This is a genomic window from Sphingomonas plantiphila, assembly GCF_046000505.1.
GTDB classification, from domain to species: domain Bacteria; phylum Pseudomonadota; class Alphaproteobacteria; order Sphingomonadales; family Sphingomonadaceae; genus Sphingomonas; species Sphingomonas plantiphila.
Genome location: NZ_JBELQC010000001.1, coordinates 31,120 through 47,426 on the forward strand (window position 1 = coordinate 31,120; position 16,307 = coordinate 47,426).

Below are 16,307 nucleotides of genomic sequence, written 5' to 3' on the forward strand. Positions count from 1 at the left end.
GGTCAGGCCGCCGCTTCCTCCACGAACAATGCCTTGAGGTCCTTCTTCAGGATCTTGCCATTGGCATTGCGCGGCAGCGTTTCGGAAACGAAGCGGATCGCGACCGGCGTCTTGAAGATCGCCAACCGCTCGCGCACCCATGCCTGCAATTCGGCCTCGGTCGCGTACATACCGGGCGCGAGATGCACGACCGCCGCGGGCTCCTCGCCCAGCGTCTTGTGCGGAATGCCGATCAGCGCGCAGTCGGTGACGGCGGGATGCGCGTAGAGCACGTCCTCCACCTCGGACGAATAGATATTCTCGCCGCCGCGGATGATCATGTCCTTGGCGCGATCAACGATGTAGAGGAATCCCTCCTCGTCCAGCTTCGCCAGATCGCCGGTGCGGACCCAGCCGTCGCGGAAACATTCGGCGGTCGCTTCGGGCTTGTTCCAGTATCCCTTCACGATCATCGGCCCCTTGGCCCACAATTCGCCAACCTCGCCCGACGGCATCTCGCGCGCGCCATCGGCGTCCATGATCTTGAGGTCGGCGACCGGCACGGGCGGCCCGGCGCTGGTCGGGCGGTTGAGATAATCCTCGGACGAATGGCTGGTAACGGTCGCCATCGTCTCGGTCATGCCCCAGCCATTGCCGGGCAGCGCGCCGAATTCGGTGTAGATGCGCTTGACCAGCTCGGGCGCGGAGGGCGCGCCGCCGTAAGCGATCGCCTCCAGGCTCGAGAGGTCGTATTTGTGGCGATCGGGATGCTCCAGCAGCTGCCAGGCGATCGTCGGCACGCCGCCGGTCAGGTTCACCTTCTCCCTTTGGATGATCTCCATCGCCTGCACCGGATCCCATTTGCGCATGAACACGACGGTATTTCCGGCCGCCACCGTCCCCATCAGACTCGCGGAACAGGCGGTGACATGGAACAGCGGGATGACCATCAGGCCGGTCCGTGGCTGCGGTTCGGGCGGCATCTCGCCGCGGCGCAGGAACGAGCGCGCGGCGGCATAGCCGCCCGACATGATGTTGGTGCAGAGGTTGCGATGGGTGCCGAGCGCGCCCTTGGGCGAGCCGGTGGTGCCGCTGGTGTAAAAAATCGTCGCGTCGTCCTCGGGCGCGAGCGTCGGCTCGGCCGGCAGCGCGATGTCGGGCAGGCCGGCCCAGTCGTTGGGGGCGCCGATCAGCTCCTCCAGCCGGTCGACGCCCTCGGGAAGCGCGCCTTCCCAGCGGCTGACGATGGTACGCTGAAGATCGGGGAGGCCGCCCAGCCGCTTCTGCAGCCGCGCGAGCCGCTCCCCATCCACGAACAGGATCTTCGATCCCGAATCGCGCAGGCCGTAATCGAGCTCGCCCCCGGTCCACCATGCGTTGAGCGGGACGAGGATCGCGCCGATGCTCACCGCGGCGAAAAAGATCACCGGCCATTCCGGCGTATTACGCATCGCCAACGCGACGCGGTCGCCCTTTCCCACGCCCATCGCGCGCAGCTTGGTCGCGAGATGCGCCACGGCGCGGAAATTCGCCTCGAACGTGACGCGCTCGTCCTCATGGATCGTGAACAGCCGGTCGCCATAGGCGCGCGATGCCTGGATCAGGAAAGCGAGATGGGGCGGCGCGCCTTTCCACACGCGCGTACGCACCCCGCGAATGTCGATTTCCTCCATCTCGAACTTTTGTCCGGGGGCGGTCATCAGCGCCTGGGCCTGCCCCAGCGTCATCTTCGGCCAGTTCGGGTCGAGGGGGATGATCGGGTCGGCTGCCAAGGGATACTCTCCAGCTTTGTTGAATGTCCGGTTTGGCGATTCAGCCGCCCGGTTCTTCAGATCATTCTTGATTCATACGCCGTCAAACGCAATAGGGAAGCGACACCGAACACGATGCTACGGGATGAGGATTCGAATTAGAGGTATGGACTCCATCGACTTCGCCACGCCAGCAGAGACCGGGTTCGACGCCGAACGGCTCGGGATAATCGATACCTTTGTGAAGACGCGGTATCTCGACTCGGGCAAGCTTCCCAACGCCCAGCTGTTGATCGCGCGCGACGGACGCATCGCACATTTCAGCCATCAGGGCGCCGCGCGCGAGGGCGGCGCGACGGTCGACGAAGGCGCGATCTACCGCATCGCGTCGATGACCAAGCCGGTGACGTCGATCGCATTCATGCAGTTGCTCGAGCGCGGCCTGGTCGCGCTCGACACGCCGGTCCACCACGTCCTGCCCGAGTTCAAGGGGCTGGGCGTGTATAATGGCGGCGGCGGCGGGGTGCCGTTCGTGACCAGGTCGACGACCGAGCCGATGCGGATGATCGACCTGCTGCGGCATACCTCGGGACTCACCTATGGCTTCCAGAATCGCGGCAATGTCGATGCCGCCTATCGCGAGCGGCGCCTTGAGGCGTGGCACGGCCATCTCGACCTGGACGGGTTCGTCGCTGCGCTCGGCAAGCTGCCGCTCGAATTCTCGCCCGGCGAGGGCTGGAATTATTCGGTGTCGACCGACGTGCTGGGCGCGGTGGTCGAACGGGTGTCGGGGCAGACGCTGGACGCGTACTTCGAAGAACATATCTTCGCGCCGCTGGGCATGCCGGACACCGGCTTCTGGGTTCCGGCGAAAAAGCTCGACCGGCTGACCGACTGCTACACCTTCAAGGGCGGCGAGGGTCGGGTAATCTATGATCGCGGTGCGGAGTCGGCGTGGAGCCGCAAGCCGACGCTGCTGTCCGGCGGCGGCGGGCTCGTCTCCACCGCGCTCGACTATCACCGTTTCTGCACGATGCTGCTGAATGGCGGCACGCTGGGCGATGCGCGCATCATCGGGCGCAAGACGCTCGACCTGATGGTGATGAACCACCTTCCCGGCGGCAAGGATCTGTCGGCACTGTCGCGGTCGCTGTTCAGCGAGACGCAGAATGCCGGCACCGGCTTCGGCCTCGGCTTTGCGATGAATATCGACGTCGCGCGCTCGATGATCCCGGGCAGCGTCGGGGAGTTCTATTGGGGCGGGATGTTTTCGACCGCCTTCTTCGTCGATCCGGTCGAGCGGATCACGATGGTGTTCATGACGCAGCTGTCGCCGTCGGGACTGTACCCGATCCGGCGCGAACTGAAGACGATGATCTATTCCGCGCTGGCCTGACCGGCGCAGCACTCAACTGGAGAGCGACATGTCCGTGATTACGACCGAAAAACAGGGCGATATCCTCGTCATCACCTCGAACAACCCGCCGGTGAACGCGCTGGGCGCGGCGGTGCGGCAGGGCCTCGCGGCGGCGATCGAGGAACTCAACGGCGACGATAGCCTGAAGGCGGCCGTGATCCGCTGCGACGGGCGCACCTTCTTCGCCGGCGCCGACATCACCGAGTTCGGCAAGCCGATGCAGGAGCCGGGGCTGCCCACCGTGGTCGACGCGATCGAGGCGAGCGAGAAGCCGGTGATCGCCGCCGTCCACGGCACCGCGCTGGGCGGCGGGTGTGAGGTCGCGCTGGCGTGCCATTACCGCATCGCGGTTCCCTCGGCCAAGTTCGGCCTGCCCGAGGTGAAGCTCGGCATCCTGCCCGGCGCGGGCGGCACGCAACGGCTGCCGCGCGTCGCGGGGGTGCCGTTCGCGCTCGAGCTGGCGGCGAAGGGCGATCCCGTCTCCGCCAAGGCGGCGCAGGCCGCCGGGCTGGTCGATCGCATCGCCGGTGAGGACAGCCTGACCGCCGATGCGGTGGCCTATGCCAAGGAAGTGGCGGACACCCGTCCCCTGCCCCGCGCCAGCGAGAAGCCGGTAAGCGTCGATCCCGGCGTGTTCGACGAATTCCGCAAGACCAATGCCCGCCGCATGCGGGGCTTCGACGCCCCGGCCGAGATCATCAACGTGATCGAGGAAACGGTCGAAAAGCCCTATGCCGAGGGTGTGCAGCGCGAGCGCAACGGCTTCATGAAGCTGATCATGGGCACGCAGTCGGCGGCGATGCGCCACATCTTCTTCGCCGAGCGCAAGGCGGCGAAGATCGACGACGTGCCCGAGGACACCAAGCTGCGCCCGATCAAGAAGGTCGGCGTGATCGGTGCCGGTACGATGGGCGGCGGGATCAGCATGAACTTCCTGTCGGCGGGCATCCCGGTGACGATCGTCGAGATGCAGCAGGAGGCACTCGACCGCGGCACCGGCGTGATGCGCAAGAATTACGAGGCGAGCGCCGCCAAGGGCCGCCTCAAGCCCGAGCAGGTCGAGGGCGCGATGGGGCTGCTGACCCCGACGCTGAGCATGGACGACCTGGCCGACTGCGACCTCGTCATCGAGGCGGTCTATGAGAATATGGACGTCAAGAAGGACATTTTCGGCAAGCTGAGCAAGATCTGCAAGCCGGGCGCGATCCTCGCGTCGAACACCAGCTATCTCAACATCGACGAGATCGCCGGATCGACCGACCGGCCGGGCGACGTCGTGGGCATGCACTTCTTCTCGCCCGCCAACGTCATGAAGCTGCTCGAGGTCGTACGCGGCGCCAAGACCGACAAGGACGTGCTGGCGACGGTGATGGACGTCGCCAAGAAGATCAAGAAGGTCGCGGTGGTCGCGGGCGTGTGCCACGGCTTCATCGGCAACCGCATGCTGATGCCGCGCCAGGTCGAGGCGAACAAGCTCTTGATGGAAGGCGCAAGCCCGCAACAGATCGACAAGGTCCATGTCGAGTTCGGCATGCCGATGGGCCCGTTCCAGATGAGCGACCTCGCCGGTGTCGACATCGGATGGCATCGCGACCCGACCCGGATCGAAAGCATCCGCGATGCGCTCGCCGCCGAGGGCCGCTGGGGCCAGAAGAAGCAGGCCGGCTTCTATGACTATGACGACAAGCGGAACCCGTCGCCCAGCGCGCGCGTCGCCGAGATCATCGAGGATTTCCGCAAGAAGACCGGCGCCGTCCAGCACGAGGTGACCGATGAGGAGATCATCGAGCGCACGCTCTACACGATGGTCAACGAAGGCGCGAAGATCCTGCAGGAAGGCATGGCGCAGCGCGCGAGCGACATCGATGTGGTGTGGATCTATGGCTATGGCTGGCCGGTCTATCGCGGTGGGCCGATGTTCTGGGCCGATACGGTGGGGCTCAAGACCATCGTCGCGGGGCTGGAGAAGCACGGCTTCGAGGTCGCGCAGCTGCTCAAGGACAAGGCCGAGAAGGGCGAGCGGTTCAATTAAGACAACAGGTCGTCGCCCCGGCGAGAGCTGGGGCCTCGTGCCGCTGGCGCTGCGGCTGACGCATGAGACCCCAGCTTTCGCTGGGGTGACGGATGGAGAGCGATGATGAGCGACGATCTGGAACAATTCCGTTCCGAAACCCGCGCCTGGCTGGAGGCGAATGTGCCGCCGTCGATGCGCGAGCCGATCCGCGGCGAGGGCGATGCGAACTGGGGCGGGCGCAAGGCGGACTATAGCCGTAACCCCGACCAGAAACTCTATATGGACCGCATGGCCGAACGCGGCTGGACCGTGCCGGACTGGCCCAAGGCCTATGGCGGCGGTGGACTGTCCCCGGCGGAGGCCAAGGTGCTGCGCGAGGAAATGGCGGCGCTGAAGTGCCGCAACCCGCTCAACTCGTTCGGCATCTCGATGCTCGGCCCGGCGCTGCTCAAATACGGCACCGAGGAGCAGAAGCTGGAGCATCTGCCCAAGATCGCACGCGGCGAGATCCGCTGGTGCCAGGGCTATTCCGAACCCAATGCCGGCAGCGACCTTGCCGGCCTTGCCACCAGCGCGGTCAGCGACGGCGACGATTACATCGTCAACGGGCAAAAGGTGTGGACCAGCTATGCCGACAAGGCCGACTGGATCTTCTGCCTCGTCCGCACGAGCAAGGAGAGCAAGCAGGGCGGGATCAGCTTCCTGCTGTTCGACATGGACTCGCCGGGCGTGTCGACCAAGCCGATCCTGTTGATCAGCGGCTATTCGCCCTTCTGCGAGACCTTCTTCGACAATGTCCGCGTGCCCAAGAAGAACCGGGTGCACGAGGAGAACAAGGGCTGGGACGTCGCCAAATATCTGCTCGGCCATGAGCGCGAGATGATCTCGGGCATGGGCCTCGCCGCGCCGGGGGGCAATCCGCTGATCGAGGGTGCGATCGCGACCGTGGGGCTGGACGCGCAGGGGCGGCTCGCCGATCCGGTGCTGCGCGCGCAGCTCGCGCTGTTCGAGGTGCGCAGCAAGGCGTTCACGGCAATGTCCGAACGCTTCCTCGACGAACTCAAAGCCGGGCGCGCGCACCCCGCCCAGCCGTCGATGATGAAATATTACGGCACCGAGCTGAACAAGGACCGGCACGAGCTGGTGATGGCGAGCGGCGGGTCGGACACGCTGGAATGGGAGAGCGAGCGCTCGAACGGCGGCGCGAAGCCGCGCGCGTGGCTGCGCACCAAGGCCAATTCGATCGAGGGCGGCACGAGCGAGGTGCAGCTCAACATCATCGCCAAGCGGATTCTCGAACTCCCCGCCTGATCGTCACCCCCGCGAAAGCGGGGGCCCATCTCCCACACCGTGGAGCTGGGCGATACCGACAGGAGATGGGTCCCCGCTTCCGCGGGGATGACGAAGGAATGGATGAATGCCACTCTACCTCAACGAAGAACAGACGATGCTCCGCGATGCCGCGCAGCAGTTCGTGTCCGAATCCGCTCCGGTCAGTCACATGCGCGGGCTGCGCGACGCGAATGACGCGACCGGCTTCTCGCGCGACCTGTGGAAACAGTTCGCCGAGATGGGCTTTACCGGCATCCTGATCCCCGAAAGCGACGGCGGGCTGGGGCTCGGCCATGTCGAGGCGGGCGTTGTGCTCGAGGAGATCGGGCGCAACCTCTCCCCCTCCCCCTTCCTCACCACCGCCGTCGCGGCGGTGTCGGCGCTCAAGGGCAGCAGCCATGCCGAGCGCTGGTTCCCCGGCATCCTGGCCGGCGAAACCGTCGCGGCGCTGGCGATCGACGAGCGCGCCAAGCATGGCGATGCGATCGGCATGAAGGCCGAGCGGTCGGGCAACGGCTTCAAGCTCACCGGCACCAAGCAGTTCGTCGCGCATGGTCACGTTGCCGACCTGCTCATCGTCGCCGCGCGTACCGCCGGATCGCCGGAGGACGAGGCCGGCGTGACGCTGTTTGCGGTGCCCAAGGATGCGGCGAACATGACCGCCGATCCGCAGCGCCTCGCCGATGCCAGCCTAGCGGCGCGCATGACCTTCGATGGCGTCGAAGTCGATGCCGATGCGGTGATCGGTCAGGTGGATGACGGCCGCACGGTGCTGAACGCGCTGCTCGGCGCCGGACGCACGGGTGCTGCGGCCGAGATGCTGGGCGTCGGCGGCGGAGCGATGGACATGACCGTCCAGTACCTCAAGGAACGCAAGCAGTTCGGCGTGCTGATCGGCAGCTTCCAGGCGCTGCAGCATCGCGCGGCGCACCTGTACAGCGAGCTGGAGGTCGCGCGCGCGGCGATGCTCAAGGCGCAGCAATTGCTCGACGCGGGTGATGCCAAGGCAGACGCCGCGGTATCGGTGGCCAAGGCGATGGCCGGCATGGCATCGACGCTCGCGGTGCAGGAGGGGGTGCAGATGCATGGCGGCATCGGCATGACCGACGAATATGATATCGGCTTCTACATGAAGCGCGGACGGGTGCTGGCGGAGCTGTTCGGCGATACCAACTATCACGCCGACGCATTGGCGCGGGCGGCCGGGTATTGACCGGCTTTGGCCCCTCCCCTTTAGGGGAGGGGTTGGGGTGGGGCCGATCCTCGCAGGCCATCGGTCTCGGTGAGACTGAGACTCCCCACCCCCAACCCCTCCCCTGAAGGGGAGGGGCTTAAGGAATGAACATGAGCGAACCGGAAAAACGCGCCGACACCGCAGCAGGACAGGTCGAACAGCTGATCGAGCTGCTCGATGTCGAAACCATCGACGTCGACCTCTATCGCGGCGCGCGCCAGCCCGGCGGGGTCGGGCGCGTGTTCGGCGGGCAGGTGATCGCCCAGGCGCTGCAGGCGGCGCAGCGATCGGTCGAGGGCAAGGACGCGCATTCGCTGCACGCCTATTTCATGCGGCCGGGGAACGAGGATTACCCGATCATCTATCGCGTCGTGCGCGACTATGACGGGGGGAGCTTCGCCAATCGCCGCGTGATCGCGCTGCAACAGGGCGTGCCGATCCTCAACATGATCGCATCGTTCCAACGCCCCGAGGACGGACTGGCGCATCAGACCGACATGCCCGACGTTCCCGGCCCCGACGAATTGCGGTCCGAGGTCGAGCTGCGCGAGGAAATCCGCGATCACGTGCCGGAGAAGTTCCGCCCGTTCTTCCTGCGTCCCCGCCCGATCGAGATCCGGCCGTGCAACCCGCGTAACTGGTTCAAGCCGGAAAAGACCGATCCGGTCCAGAACAGCTGGTTTCGCGCCGCTGCGGCATTGCCCGACGATCCGGCGCTGCACCGCGCGATCCTGTCCTATGCCAGCGACATGATGCTGCTCGCCACCGCGACGTTGCCGCATGGCGTGAACTGGATGACGCGCAACCTGCAAAGCGCGAGCCTGGACCATGCGGTGTGGCTGCACGAACCGCTGCGCGCCGACGACTGGCTGCTCTACACCACCGACAGCCCCTGGGCCGGGCATGCGCGCGGGTTCAATCGCGGACGTATCTACAATCGCGACGGACGCCTGGTGGCGAGCGTGGCGCAGGAAGGGCTGATGCGGCTGCGCGAGCAGTAATCCCGGTCGAGCCTTACTGCTTGGGTCGGATCACATAGGCTGCGGGCAGATACAGGAATACTTCGGTCAGGCTTGCGCGCGACCATTCGACCGGACGGTCCAGACCGCGCACCTCGACGCCGTAATCCGGGCCGAAGCGCGCGGCCGTCGTCCGGGCGTCGGCGGCGATCATCGCGATGATCGTCTCGCGATACTGGTCGGGGTCGAGCACCGACAGGGTCATGTCGCCGCTCTTCTCGATCTGCGCGCGGCCGGTGGGCGGCACCGCCTTGATGAACTTCGTGACCCGGTCGAGCGCGGCGCGGGCGTCCATGCCGGGCTCCAGCTTCACCTTGATGATGAAACCGGTCCGCTCCGAATCCGGACGACTGTCACGCTTCACGGCCAGATTGCCGTAATTGGCGAGGGTCAGCGGCTCCACCACATAGTCGCCGGTTGCCAGCTCGACGCCATGCTGGCCCGCGCGTTCGATCGCGCTTTTCACCATCGCAAAGATTTCTTTGCGGCGCAGCGCCTCGTCGCGGGTGTCGCCGGTGATCGCAACGCGCTGCACGGCGAAATCGGCGGTACGCCGCAGCGTGACGATCGGGATCGAGGTACCCTGAAAGCCGTCGCGATTTGCCGATGCGCGCGTGGCGCTGACCACCACTTCCTGCGCGGAGGCGGGCAAGATGCTCGCCGCCATCAGAAGAACCGCCGTCAGTGTCCGAATGATCCGCATCGCCTGCTCCCGCCTTGTGCAGAGTGCAGGGTCGCTCGACGCGTCGACTGGGTCAATCGCTTGTCAGGGCGCGTCAGAAAGGCGCTGGAGGCGCGTCGTCCTCCGCCGCATCGTCCGACGCCATGCGATACTGCACCCGCGCGATGCATCCCTGCGCACCGCTGGCGGACGGCTGCGCGCGCGCGGCGGCGATCATCCGGCGCGCCTGCTCGCCGAACTCCGCCGCCGGCTCGGCGGCGAGCACGGTGACCGCCCCGGTCGCGCCCCAGGGCGCGAGGTCGTAGCGCACGATCGCCCAGCCCTCGATGGCGCGACGGCGGAATGCCTGGGGAAATTGCTGGCGCAGCGGTTGCGCCCAGCGCACCGGCTGCGGGCAGCGCTCCTCGCGAAAGGCCGATGCGGGCGGCATCGGCGGGGCGTAAACCGGCTCGGTCGCCGGGCGCAGAAACGGCAGGGTACAGCGCGTCCGTGGGGCATTGCCGACATAGCGGCTACGCGCGGTGGCGTCGGCGGCGGCCCCCTCCAGCACGCGGTTTCCATCGCTCGCGACGATGCCCGGCTGTTGCGGGACGCCATCGGCATCGACATCATAGCTGACCACCGCGAAGGACGGCACGCCGGGCGTCTGGGGAATGCGGCGATCGTCGATAAAGGCGCGCAGCAACATGCGCGGACGGCCCGGCCCGGCACAATCGCCCGACTTGCGGATCTGGCGAATCAGCGTTTGAAACCCGGTCGTATCGGCCATCTGCAGCGCGGCGACACGGTACAGATCGGTCACGGCGGCGCCATCGAGCGGGACCGCGCGCGCGGTGAAGGTCATCGTGCACCGCGCGCCCGCCACGCTGGCGGGGAAGCGCCACAGGCTGAGCGCCGGGGCAAGATCGCTGCCCGCGACATAGCCGGTGCCGGTGGTCGTCGCGACCCGCTGGGTAATGCCGAGCGGCCGCCCATCCGCGCCGATGACGAATTCCATCAGATAGCCGCGCGGCGGATCGCCGCCGATCGTCGCCACCTGCGTAAAGGGCGCGACCGTGGTGAGCGGCATCACCACCCGCCCCCCGCACTGCGCGCTCGGGCTGTCGAAATCGACCAGGTGCGGGCGATAGGCGGGCGTCCGGATGACCGGCGGCGGCGGTGCGGGCGGAACCGCCTGGGCAACGGAAGCGGCGGCGGCGAGGAGCGTCAGCATGTAGCGCAGCGTCGGCGCTTTTTGTTACCGGATCAAGGCATTAGGTGGGCGCTGGAGGGCCGCTGCCGCGCCACGCGGGGATGGCGGAAGGTGGGGGAAGCAGTCAAATCTTCAATCACCGCGCCGAAATACGCTCCCGATCAAGTAGCTCGATGCCAGCAGTCCCGACAACACGCACAATCCGCGCGCGATGAGCGATTCGGTAGCTAACTCTCCCAGATTGAAGATTTGGTCGAGACGGATCGCCTCATACAGCAACCAGCACGAAGCGATCAGTACGACCGACGCAGTCAGTTGCTTCAAAAATACGATACGCCCCATGACCCCGAAATAACGGCCTGCGGTTGATCTCCGCGATGGGTCGTTAGCCGACCGGTAGCTTCCGCCGCTACACCGCCGTCTTGCCAAATTCCTGTCGCGTCACCGGGTGGCTCGACGACAGCCCGCCATCGACCGCGAGCGCCTGGCCGTTGACATAGCTCGCGTCGTCCGACGCCAGGAACAGTGCCGCGCGCGCCAGTTCCTCCGCCTGCGCGCCGCGGCGGAGCGGGTTCAGCCGGCCGACGCGGTCCATCTTTCCCGCCTCGCGCGCATAGTCGAAGGTCGGCTTGGTCATGCCCGTCTCGGTGAGGCCGGGGCAGAGCGCGTTGACGCGGACGTTGGAGCCCGACAGCTGCTGTGCGGCGACGGCAGCGAGATTGATCACCCCCGCCTTGGAAGCCGAATAGGCCGGGCTGCCCGCGCCCGAGCGGATGCCGGCGACGCTGGCGGTGAGGACGATCGCCCCCCTGCCGCGTTCCGCGATCTTCGGCGCGCCATGCTTGATCGCGAGCAGTGGCCCGATCAGGTTCACACGCAGCACTTCGGCGATCAGTTCGGGCGTGGTGTCGAAGATGTTCGCCATGCCGCCCGAGATCCCGGCATTGGCGAAGAGGATATCGAGCCCACCGAATTCGGCTACAGCCAGATCGACGGTCGCGATCACGTCCGGCTCGCTGCCCGCATCCATGCGGATTGCCTTTGCCGTGCCGCCAGCCGCAGCGATCAGCGCGACGGTCTCGTCCGCGCCGTCGGTCTTGTCGGCGACGATCACCCGACCCCCTTCGGCGGCGAACAGGATTGCGGCGGCGCGGCCGATGCCGCTGCCCGCGCCGGTGACGATGATCGACTTGTCGGTGAAGCGCGCCATCAGATCGTCACCCCGCCATCGATCACGATCGCCTGCCCGGTGGTGTAGCGCCCCGCCGCCGAGGCGAGGAACACGACGCCGCCGGCAATATCCTCCGGCTCGCCCAGGCGACGCAGTGGGGTCTGCTGGTTCACCCGCTTCTCCGCATCCGGATTTTCCCACAGCGCGCGGGCGAAGTCGGTCTTGATCAGCCCCGGCGCGATGCAGTTCACCCGGACATTGTCGGGGCCATATTCGACCGCATAGTTGCGCGCGAGCTGGAAGTCCGCCGCCTTGGATACGTTGTACGCCCCGATCAGCGGCGACCCGCGCAGCCCCCCGATCGAGGAGATGATGACGATCGCCCCGTCCTTGCGCTCGCGCATCTCGGGCGCGACCATCTGGATCAGCCAGTGGTTGGACAGGACGTTGTTGTCGAGGATCTTGCGGAACTGTTCGTCGGCAATGTCCGCCAGCGGCCCGTAATAGGGATTGGACGCGGCGTTGCAGACGAGGATGTCGATGCGCCCGAACACGCGGCGGGTTTCGTCCACCAACTCCTGCAGCGCCTGTTTCGACGAGATGCTGGCGGCAACCGCGATCGCGGTGCCGTCGCCATGCTTGGCGTTGATCGCAGCGGCGACTTCGTCGCACGCATCCTGGTTGCGGCTGGAGATCACCACCTTCGCGCCCTGATCGGCGAGCGCCTCTGCGCTGGCCTTGCCGATCCCGCGTGAGGATCCGGTGACGATGGCGACCTTCCCGGTCAGATCGAACAATCCCACTTTCCTCTCCTTCCCCTCTCGTCATCCCCGCGAAAGCGGGGGACCCATCTCCTGACCGTGACACAGGTCGGACAGTGCGGGAGATGGGCCGCCGCTTTCGCGGGGGTGACGACAAACTACGCCCCCGCCTTCTCCGCAAATGCCCACGCGCTCGCCGCCAGCCCAGGCACGCGCGCGGCGGTTTCCTCGGCATGCGCGTTGCTGGCATTGCCGTCGAGCAGGCGGCGCTTGATCCCCTGGACGATGCTCATCAGCCGGAACTGGCCGAAGGCGAAATACCAGTTGAGGTCGGGAATTCCGTCGCGCCCGGTCGCGGCGCAGTAGCGTTCGACCATCTGCTCGACCGTCGGAATGCCTGTCTCCGCCCCGGTAATGCCGCCGATGCCCGACGCACCATTGGCGGGGATCATCCAGTTCATCAGCAGGTACGAGAAATCCGCCATCGGATCGCCCAGCGTCGACAGCTCCCAGTCGAGCACCGCCTTCACCTGCGGTTCGCCAGTATCGAAGATCATGTTGTCGATGCGATAATCGCCATGGACGATCGAGGTGCGCGTCTGTGGCGGCAGCGTGCGCGGGAGCCACTCGATCAGCTTTTCGACATCGGGCAGATCGTCGGTCTGCGCCAGCCGGTACTGTTTGGTCCAGCGCCCCACCTGCCGCTCGAAATAGCTGCCCGGCTTGCCATACTCGCCCAGCCCCGCCGCGACATAATCGGTCTCGTGCAGCTGCGCCAACCGGTCGCAAATCTCGTAATAGATGGCAGTGCGCTGCTCGGGGGTCTTGTCCGGCAACGCACCGTCCCAATAGGTCGCGCCCTCGACCAGCTCCATGATGTAGAAGGCGGAGCCGACGACGGCATCGTCCTCGCACAGCCCATAGGGCTTCGCGACGGGGAAGCCCGTGGGATGCAGCCCGGCGATCAGGCGATACTCGCGATCCACCGCATGGGCGGAGGGGAGCAGCGGGCCGAACGGCTTGCGGCGCAGGACATAGGCACCGCTCGCCGCATCGATGCGATAGGTCGGGTTGCTCTGCCCGCCGGGGAATTTGGCATAGGTCAGCGGCCCTTCGAAGCCCGCGACATGCGCCTGCATCCATGCCGTGAGCCGGGCGACGTCGAGATCGTCGACCTGCTCCATCGGCTGTCCGCCGCGATGGCCCGCCGGGCTGCTCATGCGAACTCGATCACGGAACGCACCGCGTCGCCCTTGCGAAGATTGTCGAAGGCATGGTTGATGTCCTCGAGTTTGATCCGCTCGGCGACCATCGTGTCGAGATCGAGCAGCCCGTCGAGATACATCTGCACCAGCCGCGGCAGATCGATCGGGAACTGCATCGAACCGGCGAGCGAGCCCTGCAGCTTCTTGCCCGACAGGAAGGTCGGGCCCGGAATACTGACCGACTGGCCCGGCGCGATCATGCCCAGGATCGTCGCGGTGCCGCCGCGGCGCAGCACGTGCCACGCGGTTTCGGCGGTCTGCGGCCGCCCGACCGCCTCGATCGCATAATCGACGCCGCCATTGGTGAGCTTGAGCACCTGCTTGACCAGATCGGGCGCCATTGCGTCGAGATCGTGGGTCGCGCCCATCTTGCGCGCCAGCGCCCGCTTCTCCGCGACGGGATCGATCGCGATGATCTTGCCCGCGCCCGCGATCTTCGCGGCGTTGATCGCGGCGAGACCGATCCCGCCACAGCCGATCACCGCCACCGTTTCGCCCGGGGTCACCTTGCTGTCGCGGAAGATCGATCCTGCGCCGGTCATCACCGCGCAGCCGAGCAACGCGGCACGGTCGAGCGGCATGTCCTTACTGATGGAAACGCACGCATTTTCGTGGATCAGCATCTGTTCGGCGAACGCCGACAGGTTGAGGAAGTGGTTGACCGGCGTGCCATCGCCCAGCGTCAGCTTGGGCGCCGCATCGGCCGGGCGGCGCGTCGAATTGTCTATACAAAGCGACGGACGACCCGAGACGCAGAATTCACAGCTTCCGCAGAAGACGGTGAAGAAGGTGATGACATGGTCGCCGGGCTTGAGCCGCGTGACGTCGCTGCCCACCGCCTCGACCACGCCCGCCGCCTCATGCCCGGGGACCGTCGGCATCGCGTGCGGATAGGCGCCATCGACGAAGTGCAGGTCGGACCGGCACACGCCGCACGCGACCGTGCGCACCAGCACCTCGCGCGGGCCCGGCTTGTCGATGCGGATATCGTGGATTTCGAGGGGCTGTTTCGCCTCGAACAGAACTGCTGCTTTCAAACTATCCTCCAGTCACCCTCACCCTTCCCACTCGCTACGCTCGCGGGCCCCTTCCCTCTCCCATTGGGAGAGGGAGGGAGCGCCGCAGGCGCGGAAGGGTGAGGGTGGCTCGCTCTCAAACCTTACCGCGTCGCCGCCATGTCGCCGCTGCTCTGCCGATCCGCCTTGAACGACCCATATTTCCCGAACTCGCTGCGGGCGATGGCGCGGTTGTGCACCTCGTCCGGCCCGTCGGCAAAGCGCAGCGTGCGCATGCTCGCCCACGCGCTGGCGAGCGGGGTATCGCCCGAGACGCCGGCACCGCCGAACGCCTGGATCGCATCGTCGAGGATCTGCAGCGTCATGCGCGGGCCCATCGCCTTGATCATCGCGATCTCGCCCTGCGCCGACTTGTTGCCCGCCTTGTCCATCATGTCCGCCGCCTTGAGGCAGAGCAGCCGCATCATCTCGAGGTTCGATCGTGCCTCGGCCACCCGCTGTTCCCAGATCGAATGGTCGGCGATGCGCTTGCCGAACGCGATACGGCTCAACAGCCGCTTGCACATCAGTTCCAGCGCCATTTCGGCGACGCCGATCGATCGCATGCAGTGATGGATGCGACCCGGCCCGAGGCGGCCCTGCGCGATCTCGAACCCGCGCCCTTCGCCGAGCAGGATATTCTCGACCGGCACGCGAACATTCTCGAGCACCACTTCGCCATGGCCATGCGGTGCGTGATCATACCCGAACACCGAAAGCATGCGCTCGACCCGGACGCCGGGCGTGTCCATCGGCACCAGGATCTGGCTCTGCTGCGCGTGGCGCGAGGCATCGGGATTAGTCTTGCCCATCACGATCGCGACGGCGCAGCGCGGGTCGCCCACGCCCGACGACCACCATTTGCGGCCGTTGATGACATAGTGATCGCCGTCGCGAACCATCGAGGTCTGGATATTGGTCGCATCGGACGAAGCGACGTCCGGCTCGGTCATCAAGAAGGCGGAGCGGATTTCGCCATCCATCAGCGGTTTGAGCCAGCGCTCCTTGTGCGCGCGCGTGCCGTAGCGGTGCAGCACTTCCATATTGCCGGTGTCGGGCGCGGAGCAGTTGAACACCTCGCTCGCCCAGCCCGCGCGCCCCATTTCCTCGGCGCACAGCGCATATTCGAGATTGGTGAGCTGCGTGCCTTCGAACTCGAAGCTGTCGTCGACATGGGTCTGGCCCGAATGCGGCGGCATGAAGAAATTCCACAGCCCCTGCGCGCGAGCGACGGGCTTCAGCTCCTCGATCACCGGCAACACCTTCCAGCGCTCGCCCTCGCGCGCCTGGCGGCGATACTCATCGTGGCGCGGCGCGATATGCTGGTCGATGAACCCGCGCACGCGGTCGCGGAAATAGGTCTCGCGCTCGGTCAGCGTGAAGTCCATGCGCCTCTCCTTCTCTATATCGGTTAGGCGGCACCGGCCCGCTCCCC

The 16,307-nt window shown here is 66.4% G+C and carries 14 protein-coding genes; 5 read left to right on the forward strand and 9 right to left on the reverse strand.

Going from position 1 to position 16,307, the window contains the following annotated elements; all coding sequences use genetic code 11:
* Positions 1-2: 2 nt before the first annotated feature.
* The gene (locus tag ABS767_RS00160; protein WP_408078622.1) at positions 3-1,706 is read right to left on the reverse strand and encodes a class I adenylate-forming enzyme family protein; all 1,704 of its coding nucleotides are present in this window, start codon (positions 1,704-1,706) and stop codon (positions 3-5) included.
* Between the two features lie 190 nt (positions 1,707-1,896).
* On the opposite strand from ABS767_RS00160, the gene ABS767_RS00165 reads away from it, so the two are divergent.
* From ABS767_RS00165 to ABS767_RS00185, 5 genes are all read left to right on the forward strand, one after another.
* Positions 1,897-3,126: a serine hydrolase domain-containing protein gene (locus ABS767_RS00165; protein ID WP_408076342.1), complete on the forward strand. Its 1,230-nt coding sequence runs from the start codon at positions 1,897-1,899 to the stop codon at positions 3,124-3,126.
* Positions 3,127-3,154: 28 nt separating this feature from the next.
* Positions 3,155-5,179 carry a 3-hydroxyacyl-CoA dehydrogenase NAD-binding domain-containing protein gene (locus tag ABS767_RS00170; RefSeq protein WP_408076343.1) on the forward strand — a complete coding sequence of 675 codons (2,025 nt, stop codon included), beginning with the start codon at positions 3,155-3,157 and terminating at the stop codon, positions 5,177-5,179.
* 105 nt (positions 5,180-5,284) lie between these two features.
* Positions 5,285-6,472: an acyl-CoA dehydrogenase family protein gene (locus tag ABS767_RS00175; RefSeq protein WP_408076344.1), complete on the forward strand. Its 1,188-nt coding sequence runs from the start codon at positions 5,285-5,287 to the stop codon at positions 6,470-6,472.
* A 106-nt stretch (positions 6,473-6,578) separates the two neighbouring features.
* Positions 6,579-7,706 (forward strand): acyl-CoA dehydrogenase family protein, encoded by a 1,128-nt coding sequence (locus tag ABS767_RS00180; protein ID WP_408076345.1) that lies wholly within the window; start codon positions 6,579-6,581, stop codon positions 7,704-7,706.
* Positions 7,707-7,837: 131 nt separating this feature from the next.
* Positions 7,838-8,728 carry an acyl-CoA thioesterase gene (locus ABS767_RS00185; protein ID WP_408076346.1) on the forward strand — a complete coding sequence of 297 codons (891 nt, stop codon included), beginning with the start codon at positions 7,838-7,840 and terminating at the stop codon, positions 8,726-8,728.
* A gap of 13 nt (positions 8,729-8,741) precedes the next feature.
* On the opposite strand, the gene ABS767_RS00190 is transcribed toward ABS767_RS00185, so the two are convergent.
* The 8 genes from ABS767_RS00190 to ABS767_RS00225 form a co-directional block, all read right to left on the reverse strand.
* Entirely contained in the window at positions 8,742-9,449 is a 708-nt protein-coding gene (locus ABS767_RS00190) for a TonB-dependent receptor (protein ID WP_408076347.1), read from the reverse strand.
* Between the two features lie 73 nt (positions 9,450-9,522).
* Positions 9,523-10,641 carry an energy transducer TonB gene (locus ABS767_RS00195; RefSeq protein WP_408076348.1) on the reverse strand — a complete coding sequence of 373 codons (1,119 nt, stop codon included), beginning with the start codon at positions 10,639-10,641 and terminating at the stop codon, positions 9,523-9,525.
* A gap of 111 nt (positions 10,642-10,752) precedes the next feature.
* Entirely contained in the window at positions 10,753-10,962 is a 210-nt protein-coding gene (locus ABS767_RS00200; protein WP_408076349.1) for a hypothetical protein, read from the reverse strand.
* Between the two features lie 67 nt (positions 10,963-11,029).
* Positions 11,030-11,830: an SDR family NAD(P)-dependent oxidoreductase gene (locus ABS767_RS00205; protein ID WP_408076350.1), complete on the reverse strand. Its 801-nt coding sequence runs from the start codon at positions 11,828-11,830 to the stop codon at positions 11,030-11,032.
* Positions 11,830-12,594: an SDR family NAD(P)-dependent oxidoreductase gene (locus ABS767_RS00210; protein ID WP_408076351.1), complete on the reverse strand. Its 765-nt coding sequence runs from the start codon at positions 12,592-12,594 to the stop codon at positions 11,830-11,832. Before ABS767_RS00210 ends, ABS767_RS00205 begins: the two co-directional genes overlap by 1 nt.
* A 116-nt stretch (positions 12,595-12,710) precedes the next feature.
* Complete coding sequence (locus ABS767_RS00215) at positions 12,711-13,772, reverse strand: phosphotransferase family protein (RefSeq protein WP_408076352.1); 1,062 nt, start codon at positions 13,770-13,772, stop codon at positions 12,711-12,713.
* Entirely contained in the window at positions 13,769-14,854 is a 1,086-nt protein-coding gene (locus ABS767_RS00220; protein WP_408076353.1) for a Zn-dependent alcohol dehydrogenase, read from the reverse strand. Before ABS767_RS00220 ends, ABS767_RS00215 begins: the two co-directional genes overlap by 4 nt.
* A gap of 122 nt (positions 14,855-14,976) precedes the next feature.
* Positions 14,977-16,260, reverse strand: coding sequence for an acyl-CoA dehydrogenase family protein (locus tag ABS767_RS00225; protein WP_408076354.1), 1,284 nt, complete (start codon positions 16,258-16,260; stop codon positions 14,977-14,979).
* Between the last annotated feature and the right edge of the window lie 47 nt (positions 16,261-16,307).

Bases quoted from the DNA above. Each gene is read 5' to 3' on its own strand.
- ABS767_RS00195 (WP_408076348.1), bottom strand. From the start codon at position 10,641: ATGCTGACGCTCCTCGCCGCCGCCGCTTCCGTTGCCCAGGCGGTTCCG.
- ABS767_RS00165 (WP_408076342.1), top strand. From the start codon at position 1,897: ATGGACTCCATCGACTTCGCCACGCCAGCAGAGACCGGGTTCGACGCC.
- ABS767_RS00205 (WP_408076350.1), bottom strand. From the start codon at position 11,830: ATGGCGCGCTTCACCGACAAGTCGATCATCGTCACCGGCGCGGGCAGC.
- ABS767_RS00180 (WP_408076345.1), top strand. From the start codon at position 6,579: ATGCCACTCTACCTCAACGAAGAACAGACGATGCTCCGCGATGCCGCG.
- ABS767_RS00200 (WP_408076349.1), bottom strand. From the start codon at position 10,962: ATGGGGCGTATCGTATTTTTGAAGCAACTGACTGCGTCGGTCGTACTG.
- ABS767_RS00215 (WP_408076352.1), bottom strand. From the start codon at position 13,772: ATGAGCAGCCCGGCGGGCCATCGCGGCGGACAGCCGATGGAGCAGGTC.
- ABS767_RS00225 (WP_408076354.1), bottom strand. From the start codon at position 16,260: ATGGACTTCACGCTGACCGAGCGCGAGACCTATTTCCGCGACCGCGTG.
- ABS767_RS00160 (WP_408078622.1), bottom strand. From the start codon at position 1,706: ATGACGCTGGGGCAGGCCCAGGCGCTGATGACCGCCCCCGGACAAAAG.
- ABS767_RS00190 (WP_408076347.1), bottom strand. From the start codon at position 9,449: ATGCGGATCATTCGGACACTGACGGCGGTTCTTCTGATGGCGGCGAGC.
- ABS767_RS00175 (WP_408076344.1), top strand. From the start codon at position 5,285: ATGAGCGACGATCTGGAACAATTCCGTTCCGAAACCCGCGCCTGGCTG.
- ABS767_RS00185 (WP_408076346.1), top strand. From the start codon at position 7,838: ATGAGCGAACCGGAAAAACGCGCCGACACCGCAGCAGGACAGGTCGAA.
- ABS767_RS00170 (WP_408076343.1), top strand. From the start codon at position 3,155: ATGTCCGTGATTACGACCGAAAAACAGGGCGATATCCTCGTCATCACC.